Here is a 10,944-nt window from a genome sequence, read left to right as displayed (position 1 = left end):
ATCACCGGGCCAGCGAGATGCGCAGAAGATCGGCCATCGAGCGCAGTCCGTCGCGCCGTGCCGAGAACGTCGATCCGGGTACGTCGTGCCAGACCACCGGCACCTCCACGACGTCCCGCCCGGCCCGTACGACATGGGCGAGCAGTTCCACGTCGAAGGCGAAGCCGTCGATGTGGCAGTCGCGCACGATCGCGCGGGCGAGCGGGCCGGAGAAGAACTTGAACCCGCACTGGGTGTCGGCGACCCCGGGCAGCGACAGATGCGCGAGCGAACGGAACAGCAGGCCGCCGCCGCGCCGCAGCGCCGACTGCTCCACGTCGAGCCGGGCGCCCGGTGCGTGGCGCGAGGCGATGACCGCTCCGTGCCCCGCCCCGAGCAGCTCCATCACCCGGTCGAGGGTCTCGACGGGGGTGGCGTTGTCGGCGTCGGCGAAGCCGATGAAGCGGGCGGAGGAGGTCTCGATGCCGCGCCGGACCGCCGCGCCCTTGCCCTGGTCGCTGCACCCGATGGCGTGCACGGGGACGGGGGCGTCGGCAAAGCGCTCCAGCACGTCGAGGGTGCCGTCGGCGCTGTTGTTGTCGACCACGACGACCGCCGACGACCAGGGCCGCTCGGCCAGGAAGCCGACCGTGGCGGCCACGGTGGACGGCAGCCGGCGCTGCTCGTTGAAGGCGGGGATCAGTAGTTCCAGGTCCACCGGCGGACGGACGAGCCGGCGGGGGAGCGGTGCGTGCGCGCGTGCCGCGGACATCACGCCTCGCCTCCTCGGGGGAAGGCGCGGGGCGCGGGGCGCGCGGGCGCGCGGGGGATCGGCGCGGGGACGGGGGTGGGGCGCGGACGGGCCGAGCGGTCACAGGGGGCCGGGGGCCCTTCGGGTGGTGCGGGTTGGGGCGAGCCGGCTCCGGCTGGTTCGGACGACCCGGCTGGGCCGCCGGAGGCGCGACTGTGGCGCGCGGTGCGGGTGTGGCCCGTACGAGCACGCCGCCGGCGCGCCGCGCCGCGTGGCCTGCACGTCCTGCTCCGTGGCGGAGGGACGGCGGCGACGACCCGGTCGGACGCCCGGCGTGCCGGGTGGGCGGTCGGGTGGTGGGCGGGGCGGCGGAGCGAGCGGCGCCGGGCATCGGCGAGGGGCCAGTCGGTCACCCGCCGCAGGGGATGCGGTTCGGATGCCACCGGCGTTCGGTTGGTGGGGGTGGAGGTCACGACGAGCCTCTTCCGGCAACCGACCCTGCCGAGTGTGTGTGCTCAGGGTCTACTTTGTCTGAAAATGGTGCTTGTTCCAGCGTTAGCACCCTTTGGTGCGGTTAGTCAACCGGAGGGGCTGTGAGTGCTTCGGGCGTTCCGGGTGCCGCGCGACGGGAACGGGCGCCGTGCGAGCCGCCACAGGACGTTGTGCGGGCGCTCGTCGAGCAGGGTGCCGAGGATGCGCGCGCCGTCACGGATCGTGCGGGGGTGCGACGGGTCGTGGCGGCGCGGCAGTTCGAGGCTGGGCACCTCGGCGACCCGCAGGCCGTAGTGCAGAGCGTGCGTGACGAGTTCGGCACCCAGTTCGACGCCGTCCTCGCGCAGGTCGAGAAGATCCACGAAGGAGCGCCGGAAAGCGCAGAATCCGTACCAGAGATCAGTCAGGTGCTGGCCGTACAGCCTGCGCGCGACGCGCAGCAGAGCACGATGTCCGAGCCGCCGCGACAGCGGATAGTCGGCGAAATCCCCGCCCGCGATGAAACGTGATCCCTTGACGAAGTCGTAACCGCTTTCCAGGTAGTGCAGATAGTGCGGGATCTCGTGCGGCGACATGCTCCCGTCGGCGTTCATCAGCACGACCAGATCGCCGGTCGCCGCGAGCAGCGCCGCGTGCGGGATGTCGCCGCGGGTGGAGTCCCAGGGCCCGAGTTCGCGCACCGTGAGTCCGGTACGCGCCCGGCGGCCACCCGTCGGTCCGCCGATCAGGACCACGTCTCCCACGCTCGACGGCACTTGGTCGAGGAGCAGGTCGAGAGCCGGTCCGGGGTCCCCGTCGCCGGGGCGGACCGTGAGGACGAGGCTCACCGTCCGCGTGCCGGAGCCGGGCGCGTGGTCGGTCGACCGGCGCAGGGGATGTGAATCACTACTCATCGGTACGGCCTTCCGCACGGCGGACCCGCGTTCTTCAGAATCCTTCGCCGGGATGATCCCGTCAAGAATTGCGGAAGAATATGCGGGCGCCCGCGAAGTGATTCCCGGCCGGATCGCCCGTGAATGTCCTGACGGGCCTTCGATCCGAGCCGGTGATTGCACGGCCGCTTCTGCATCGGCCTCTCTCAAGGCATACAATCCGGTCATGGCAGGGCGAATTGAAGACTATGCCCTCGTCGGTGACCTGGAGACCGCCGCGCTCGTCGGGACCGACGGGTCCGTCGACTGGTGGTGCGCGCCGCGCTTCGACTCGCCCGCGTGCCTCGCGGCCCTTCTCGGCGATCCGGGCCACGGCCGCTGGCTTCTCGCCCCCGTCGGCAAGGTCCGCTGCTCCCGCAGGAGTTACCGGGGCGACACGCTCGTCCTCGACACCCTCTGGGAGTCCGTCGACGGAACCGTCAGGATCACCGACTTCATGCCGCCGCGCTCGCCGCGCGAGGACGCCCCGCGGATCGTCCGCGTGGTCGAGGGGATCGCCGGACGCGTCGACATGCGGGGCGAGTTGAGGGTCCGCTTCCACCACGGCAGCATCGTGCCCTGGACCCGTTCGGTGGACCGCCGCACCGTCGCCTCCGTCGCCGGACCCGACGCCGCCTACCTCTCCTGCGACCCGGGCGTCGAGCCCGTCATCACCCCGGACCGCGCCACCGTCGCGTTCACCGTCACGGAGGGCCGGCGGGTCGCTTTCGTCCTCGGCTGGCGCCCCTCGCACAAGTCCGTGCCTCCCGCCGCCTCGCCCGCGGAGATCGACGCCGCCCTCACCCGTACCCTCGCCTTCTGGAACGACTGGGCCGCCGCGCTCCGCTACGAGGGCCCCGCGCGCGAGGCCGTGATCCGTTCGCTGCTCACCCTCAAGGCCCTCACCTACGCCCCCACCGGCGGAGTCGTCGCCGCGGCCACCGCGTCCCTCCCCGAGGCGATCGGCGGGCAGCGCAACTGGGACTACCGCTTCTGCTGGTTGCGCGACTCCACCTTCACGCTCTCCTGCCTGCTGCGCGGCGGCTACCGCCGAGAGGCGCTCGCCTGGAACGACTGGCTGGTCCGCGCCGTCGCCGGCGACCCCGCCGACCTCCAGCCGCTGTACGGGGTCGAGGGGCAGCGCCGGCTTCCCGAGACGGACGCCGACTGGCTTCCCGGATACGAGAACTCGCGTCCCGTCAGATTCGGCAACGCGGCCGTCGACCAGTTCCAGCTCGACATCTACGGCGAGGTGCTCAACACCGTCTACTCGGCCGTCCGGGCCGGGGTCGCCCTCGACGCGACGGCCTGGGCGCTGGTGGCCTCGCTCCTGGAGTACCTCGGCAAACGCTGGCAGGAACCGGACGAGGGCATCTGGGAAGTCCGGGGCCCGCGCCGCCACTTCGTCCACTCCAAGGTCATGGCCTGGGTCGCCGCCGACCGGGCCGTCCGCCTCGCCCGGGTGGCCGGACTCCGGGGCACCCTCCGGCGCTGGCAGGCCCTGCGCCGGGAACTGCGCGCGGAGATCTGTTCCCTGGGCTGGAGCGAGGAGCAGCAGTCCTTCACCCAGTACTACGGAAGCCACCAGGTCGACGCCACGGCCCTGCTGATCCCCCGGCTCGGCTTCCTTCCCGCCGACGACCCCCGGGTCCTCGGCACCGTACGGGCGATGGCGCGGCTCGACGACCACGGATTCCTGCGCCGCTACGGCGACGTCCGGGACGGCGGGAGGCACGAGCTGGACGACCTCGGCGGCACCGAGGGAAGTTTCGTCGCCTGCACGTTCTGGTACGCCGACGCCCTCGCCATGACCGGCCGCACCGACGAGGCCAGAAACGTCTTCCGGCGGGTCCTCGACATCCGCAACGACGTCGGCCTCCTCGCCGAGGAGTGGGACCCGGTGGCGGGCCGTCAGCTCGGCAACATGCCCCAGGCGCTCAGTCATGTCGCACTGGTGAACACGGCGTTCACGCTGTACGGCACGCGCCGCCGCGACCGTACGCGCAACGGTCCTCTCGCCGTGGCGTGACGCGCCGAGTCCCGGCACCGAGCCTCCTCGACGGCCTCGTGATCCCGGCCCAGCGCCCCGCCCAGGACCGCTGAGGCCCTCGACGGAGTCCCTGCGGGGACGTGTTCCTCCGACGCACTGCCACTCCGGCCGCCGGGCGGGCCGGGTGCGCCGGCGGTGCGTGCTTTCCCGGCGAGGCAGGTCACACCCGCCAGGGTCTCGTTCCCTCGGCGCGTCGTTCGGGTGCGTCCAGCGGGCGGGGCCGCCGCGCCTGGGGTCGAATCGGGGCATGGCTTCCTACGACAGGCCCCGCGCGGGCGGCCCCCCGAGGCCGCTGCAGACCGGTGACACCTGGTGGTACGCCGCCGTGGCCGGCGAGGCCGCAGGCTCGTTCAGCACCCGCGTCCGCACCCGGACCCGGCGTGGCTGCCTCGGGGCCGTGCTCCTCCTCACGGTCGTCTACGCGGGCCTCGTACTCACCGCGACCGGCCGCCGCTGGGGAGACGCGGCCATGACCGGCAGGCAGGCGGACACCGCCGCCGTCACCGTGCTCCGCGAGCACCCCTCGCTCGCCGGGCTCACCACCCTGTCCCTGGTCCTCGGCTGCGTCCTGCTGGTCGTCGTCGGCCTGATACGCAAGCGGTACGCCGCCACCGGCATGGTCGCCGGCGCGACGGTCACCGCACTCGCCCTCACCGGACTGCTCCAGCGGTACGCACCGCGCCCCCGCCTCCTCGACACCGGCGGAGCGCTCGTCCCGAGCGGCTTCCCCAGCGTCCAGACCACCCTCGCCCTCGGCGTCGCCCTCGGTCTGGCCCTCGTCGTCCCGTACCGGCTGCGCAGCCTCGTGGTCGGAGCCGCCACCCTCTGGGCCGTCGGCGTGGGCGCGTACACCCTCACGGCCGGACAGCACCGGCCCGGCGACGTCATCGCCGCCGCGCTGCTGGTCCTCGCCGTCCACTGCGGCCTCCTCACCGTCCTCGCCCGCAAGGGCAGGGTGCGCCCCGGTGCTCGCCGCGGGCCCGTGCTGCGCGGCCTCCCGGCGACCGTGCCGCTCGCCCTCGTCGCCGTCACCGGGCTCGGCGCTGGCCTCTGGCTCCTCGGCGACACCCTCGCCCTGCCCGCCGCCGCCCCCTACGACCCGGCCGAGCTCCGGCTCGCCCACCGCTGCGGCCAGGCCCTCGCCGCGGGCGTGGTCGCCGCCGCCGGGCTGGTTCTGCTCGGCCTGCTCCGCCGGGTCGACGTGGACGCCGCCCCCGCCCCGTACCGGCTCGGCGGACCCTTCGTCGAGGCCGCCGGGGTGCCCGGGGACAGCGAGCTCGTGGGCCCCTTTACCGAGGACCTCGATCACGAGATATCTTGATGTCGAGCAATCTCGCATACGCAGACGTGGAGCGGAGCACCCTGGTGACTGACTCGACCATCATTTACACCCACACTGACGAGGCGCCCGCCCTGGCGACGTACTCGTTCCTGCCCGTGATCCAGGCGTATGCCTCGCAGGCCGGCGTCACGGTCGAGACGCGTGACATCTCCCTCGCGGGCCGCATCATCGCCGTCTTCCCCGAGTTCCTGGAGGAGGGCCAGCGCATCGCCGACGCCCTCTCCGAGCTCGGCGACCTGGCCAAGACGCCCGGCGCCAACATCATCAAGCTGCCGAACGTCTCGGCGTCCATCCCGCAGCTCAAGGCCGCGGTCGCCGAGCTCCAGGCGCAGGGCTACGCCCTCCCGGACTACCCGGACGACCCGAAGACGGACCAGGACAAGGACGTCCGCGCCCGTTACGACAAGATCAAGGGCTCGGCCGTCAACCCGGTCCTGCGCGAGGGCAACTCCGACCGCCGCGCGCCCGGCTCGGTGAAGAACTACGCCAAGAACCACCCGCACCGCATGGGCGCCTGGACCTCCGAGTCCAAGACGAACGTCGCCACGATGAGCGAGAACGACTTCGCCTCCACGGAGAAGTCGGCCGTCGTCACCAAGGACGACACCCTCCGCTTCGAGTTCACCGCCGCGGACGGCACCACCAGCGAGCTGCGTGAGCCGCTGAAGGTCATCGCCGGCGAGGTCGTCGACGCCGCCGTCATGCGCGCCGCCGCCCTGCGTACCTTCCTCAGCGAGCAGGTCGCCCGCGCCAAGGCCGAGAACGTGCTCTTCTCCGTGCACCTCAAGGCCACGATGATGAAGGTCTCCGACCCGATCGTCTTCGGCCACGTCGTGCGCGCCTTCTTCCCCGAGACCTTCGCCAAGCACGGCGAGGTGCTCGCCGGTGCCGGCCTCTCCCCGAACGACGGCCTCGGCGGCGTCCTCAAGGGCCTGGACTCCCTCCCGCAGGGCGCGGAGATCAAGGCCTCCTTCGAGGCCGAGCTCGCCGCGGGCCCCGCCCTGGCGATGGTCGACTCCGACAAGGGCATCACCAACCTGCACGTGCCGTCCGACGTCATCGTCGACGCCTCGATGCCGGCCATGATCCGCACCTCCGGCCACATGTGGGGCCCGGACGGCCAGGAGGCCGACACCCTCGCGGTCCTCCCGGACCACAGCTACTCCGGCGTGTACCAGGTCGTCATCGACGACTGCCGCGCCAACGGCGCCTTCGACCCGTCGACCATGGGCTCCGTCCCGAACGTCGGCCTCATGGCGCAGAAGGCCGAGGAGTACGGCTCCCACGACAAGACCTTCGAGATCGCCCAGGCCGGCACCGTCCGCCTCGTCGACTCCGAGGGCAACGTCGTCCTGGAGCAGGAGGTCGCCGAGGGCGACATCTTCCGCGCCTGCCAGACCAAGGACCTGCCCATCCAGGACTGGGTCAAGCTCGCCGTCACCCGCGCCCGCGCCACCGGCGCCCCGGCCGTCTTCTGGCTGGACGAGAACCGCGAGCACGACGCCCGCCTGATCGCCAAGGTCAACGAGTACCTCCCGCAGCACGACACCGAGGGCCTGGACATCAAGGTCCTGTCCCCGGTCGAGGCGACGAAGTTCTCCCTGGAGCGCATCCGCCGCGGCGAGGACACCATCTCCGTCACCGGCAACGTCCTCCGTGACTACCTGACCGACCTCTTCCCCATCCTGGAGCTGGGCACCAGCGCCAAGATGCTGTCGGTCGTCCCGCTGATGGCGGGCGGCGGCCTCTTCGAGACCGGCGCCGGCGGCTCCGCCCCGAAGCACGTCCAGCAGCTCGTCAAGGAGAACTACCTCCGCTGGGACAGCCTCGGCGAGTTCTTCGCCCTGGCCGCCAGCTTCGAGCACCTCGCGACGTCCACGGGCAACTCCCGCGCCCAGGTCCTCGCCGACACCCTCGACCGCGCCACCGGCACCTTCCTCAACGAGGACAAGTCGCCGACCCGTCGCCTCGGTGGTATCGACAACCGCGGCAGCCACTTCTACCTGGCCCTGTACTGGGCCCAGGAGCTGGCCGCCCAGACCGAGGACGCCGAGCTGGCCAAGGCCTTCGCCCCGCTGGCCGAGAACCTCGCCGCCAACGAGCAGAAGATCGTCGACGAGCTCGTCGCCGTCCAGGGCTCCCCGGCCGAGATCGGTGGCTACTACCAGCCCGACCCGGCCAAGGCCGCTGCCGTGATGCGCCCGTCCGCCACGTTCAACGAGGCCGTTGCGTCCCTCGCCTGATCCGGCACGCACCGCGTACCGCCCCGGCCGGAACTTCTCCGGCCGGGGCGGTCCCGTCGGTGGCGCATACGCCGTTCGGGTGTGAACCTGGATGGATGAGCTGGGCATCTTGGACGACCGCCGGTGTCTACACCGGGCGAGGTGGGGTGCTGACCGTCGAGGCAGGCGTCGTCACGGGCGATGTGACCGTGCACACGACCTGGACCGAGACGGAGGCACGCGTGGCCGTGCAGTACAGCGGCGCATCCGACTGGTTCACCATGTCGGGCAGTCCCGTTCCGTGCGCGTCGGAGGAGGAGAGCCGCGATCTGCACGACGCCGTCGTGGCAGCCGTCCGGGAGGGGAACGGGGCCACGGTCCCGACCCTGCCGGTACCACCGGTGTAGACGCCGAGGGCGTTCATCACCGATCATCGGTCACCGGCGACGGGTGACCGTCCACCGCCGTCCACTGAGCGGCCGGCGATCACCGTTGACCGAACACCGACCGGAATAAGTGTTATCCCTCCCGCGCCCACGGGTCTCCGAACGTCGGGGGACTCCGTACAGGGATTGAGGGAGCAGATCCATGCACAGCGACGAGCGCCGCACCACCGCACTGGTGGAGGCGGCCAGGGCCGGTGACGCGCAGGCCAGGGACGCACTGGTACGCGCGTACCTGCCCCTCGTCCACAACATCGTCGGCCGGGCCCTCGACGGCCATGCCGACACCGACGACATCGTCCAGGAGACGATGGTCCGCGCCCTCGACGGCCTGTCCGGTCTCCGGGACCCGGCCCGCTTCCGGTCCTGGCTCGTCGCCATCGCCATGAACGGCATACGGCGCCGCTGGCGCGAACGCCAGCAGGCACCCGTGCCCGGCCTCGACCGGGCCACGGACCTCGCCGACCCGGCCGGCGACTTCACCGAGGTCACCATCCTCCGCCTCGGCCTCTCCGGACAGCGCCGGGACGTGGCCCGCGCGACCCGCTGGCTCGACGAGGACGACCGCGAACTCCTGGCCCTGTGGTGGCTGGAGGCCGCGGGCGAACTCACCCGGGCCGAACTGGCCGAGGGGCTCGGCGGGATTCCCCCGCAGCACGCCGCCGTCCGGATCCAGCGGATGAAGGAACGCCTCGAAACCGGCCGGGCCGTCGTCCGCGCCCTCGACGCCGTACCCCTCTGCCCGGAGCTCGCCGACACCGTCACGGCCTGGGACGGACGACCCTCCCCGCTCTGGCGCAAGCGGATCGCCCGCCACCTGCGGAACTGCACCGTCTGCACCGCCCGCGTGACCGGCCGGAGCGGGCTCGCCCCCGTCGAGGGCCTGCTCGTCGGCATCGGCCTCGTCCCCCCGCTCGCGATCGCGGCCACACACGGCCACACCCCGGACCCCGTCGCCTTCCAGACCGTCTCCCGCTGGACACCCCTCCGACGCGTCGGGGTCGCGGGAGCGGCGGCCGTCGCCGTCCTGGGAGCGGTCGCCCTTCTCATCCCCCAGGAGCCGCACGCGCGTCTCGCGCCGGGACGGCCCGTCGCCGCGCCCCCGGCCACCCCCGCCCCGGCGACGACACCCCCGGCCCCCACGGCCACCGCCGCCACCCTCACCCCGACGACGACGGCCCCCACCCCCCGCCGCACCCCGCGCCCCACCCCGACCCCCGCCGCGGACGAGCGGGTCACCGGCCTCGTCAACCGCCTCCGGGCGAAGGCGGGTTGCGCCCCGCTGCGCATCGACCCCCGCCTCACCGCGGCCGCCCGCGGCTACGCCCGTGACATGGTGGCCCGCGACTACTACGGACACGCCAGCCCCGAGGGCGAGTTCGCGGACGCGCGGATCACCGCCGCCGGCTACGACTGGAGCGCCTGGGCCGAGAACCTGGACCGGGGCGCGACCGACCCGGCGTCCGTCGTCGACGACTGGACGGACGGCTCGATGCACGAGGAGAACATGCTCGACTGCCGCTACCGGGACACGGGCGTGGCCTCGGCCCCCGGCCCCCGAGGCACGATCTGGGTCCAGAAACTGGCCACCCCCGCGTCCTGATCACGAAGTTCGGTGGCAGGGCTCAGCGCTTCACGCCGAAGTTCTGGACCCACCAGGGGCCGTTGGACGTGAGGGTCACCCCGACGCCGATGTCCTTGAAGGAGCAGTTGAGGATGTTCGCCCGGTGGCCGGGGCTGTTCATCCAGTCCTGCATCGCCCGGACGGGTGTCTTCGGTCCCCGGTGGATGTTCTCCCCCCAGGTCGACCACGTGTACCCGGCGCCGCTCATCCGGTCGCCCGCGTTGTCGCCCTCCGGGTTGTCGTGCTCGTAGTAGTCCCGGGCGGACATGTCGTCGGCGTGGTTCTGGGCGGCGGTCCGCAGATGGCTCTCGGAGCGGAGGGGTCCGCAACCGGCCTTCTCCCTCTCGGTGTTGGCGAGAGCGACGACCTCCTGGACGAACCGTTCGGCCCTGTCCTCCGCCAACGGCGCCCCGGGCGCCAGGCCCGGCTGTCCCTGCCCTTGCTCCTGCCCCTGTCCCTGCCCCTGTCCCTGCCCTTGTTCCTGGGAGTGTTCGGGGCGTGGTTCCCGTCGGCGCTCCGACTCCGCCTTCGGCCCCGTCTCCTGCCGTGTACCGGGGAGCGTCGGGCGGGCCGGTGTCGCGCCGGCCGTACGAGGGGAGGGGGTGGTCGCGGTCGTGGGCGGTGCGCTCGGGCCGGTCTCCCGCACGGACGTGGTCGTGGCGGGGGCCGATCCGGAGGTGCCGGGTTCACTCGGGGGCGCGCTCCTTCCGCCGTCCGAGGGGGCGGCGGCCGCGGCTCGGACGGCAGCGGCCGGGGCGGTGGCGGTCGTGGGACCGGCCGCCGGGGAGGACGCCACGTACACCCCCGTGGCCACCGTCAGGACCGCGGCAGCGGCCCCGGCGGCGGTGACGGCCGTGCGGAAGGTCGGACGGCGCGGCCGGCGGCGGCGCGCCCCGCCGCCCCTGCGGTGCCGGCCGCTCGCGCGTACCGCGGGGTCTTCGTCCCGTACGGGTTCCTGGGCGAAGTCCCGTACGGAACCGTCCGGGTGGACGGCGTGCTCGGGGTTCTCGGGGTGACCGGGACGGTCCTGGTGCCGCATGGAGCTCCGCTCTCTCGCCGTGATCGCCGGACGGTCCGGCGCTGGGGAGAGCCACCGGGGCGACGGCGATATCACTGTCCGGCCCCGGCCA

Annotated in this window: 8 protein-coding genes; 5 read left to right on the top strand and 3 right to left on the bottom strand. The window is 72.8% G+C overall.

All coding sequences use genetic code 11. From position 1 onward, the window contains the following. Window position 1: 1 nt before the first annotated feature. Complete coding sequence (locus ACH4MY_RS33635) at window positions 2-751, bottom strand: glycosyltransferase (RefSeq protein ID WP_398007984.1); 750 nt, start codon at window positions 749-751, stop codon at window positions 2-4. Between the two features lie 557 nt (window positions 752-1,308). Beyond that, window positions 1,309-2,115: a glycosyltransferase family 2 protein gene (locus ACH4MY_RS33630; RefSeq protein ID WP_398007982.1), complete on the bottom strand. Its 807-nt coding sequence runs from the start codon at window positions 2,113-2,115 to the stop codon at window positions 1,309-1,311. A gap of 205 nt (window positions 2,116-2,320) precedes the next feature. Here ACH4MY_RS33630 and ACH4MY_RS33625 point away from each other — a divergent pair, with 205 nt between their 5' ends. From ACH4MY_RS33625 to ACH4MY_RS33605, 5 genes are all read left to right on the top strand, one after another. Then, window positions 2,321-4,162, top strand: coding sequence for a glycoside hydrolase family 15 protein (locus ACH4MY_RS33625; protein ID WP_398007980.1), 1,842 nt, complete (start codon window positions 2,321-2,323; stop codon window positions 4,160-4,162). Window positions 4,163-4,430: 268 nt separating this feature from the next. Then, window positions 4,431-5,504: a phosphatase PAP2 family protein gene (locus ACH4MY_RS33620; protein WP_398007979.1), complete on the top strand. Its 1,074-nt coding sequence runs from the start codon at window positions 4,431-4,433 to the stop codon at window positions 5,502-5,504. A 44-nt stretch (window positions 5,505-5,548) separates the two neighbouring features. Continuing rightward, complete coding sequence (locus ACH4MY_RS33615) at window positions 5,549-7,768, top strand: NADP-dependent isocitrate dehydrogenase (RefSeq protein WP_398007977.1); 2,220 nt, start codon at window positions 5,549-5,551, stop codon at window positions 7,766-7,768. Window positions 7,769-7,863: 95 nt separating this feature from the next. After that, a complete protein-coding gene (locus tag ACH4MY_RS33610) occupies window positions 7,864-8,154 on the top strand; it encodes a hypothetical protein (protein WP_189831175.1) in 291 nt (96 codons plus the stop codon). A 181-nt stretch (window positions 8,155-8,335) separates the two neighbouring features. Further along, on the top strand, window positions 8,336-9,793 hold the full coding sequence (locus tag ACH4MY_RS33605) for a sigma-70 family RNA polymerase sigma factor (protein ID WP_398007975.1): 1,458 nt from the start codon (window positions 8,336-8,338) through the stop codon (window positions 9,791-9,793). Between the two features lie 22 nt (window positions 9,794-9,815). On the opposite strand, the gene ACH4MY_RS33600 is transcribed toward ACH4MY_RS33605, so the two are convergent. Next, window positions 9,816-10,853: a CAP domain-containing protein gene (locus tag ACH4MY_RS33600; protein ID WP_398007973.1), complete on the bottom strand. Its 1,038-nt coding sequence runs from the start codon at window positions 10,851-10,853 to the stop codon at window positions 9,816-9,818. Between the last annotated feature and the right edge of the window lie 91 nt (window positions 10,854-10,944).

The sequence above is a fragment of the Streptomyces sp. NPDC017246 genome, from assembly GCF_044331325.1.
Taxonomy (GTDB): Bacteria; Actinomycetota; Actinomycetes; order Streptomycetales; family Streptomycetaceae; genus Streptomyces.
Note: the sequence above shows the minus strand (reverse complement) of the source record. Positions and strands in the feature narration are given on the sequence as shown.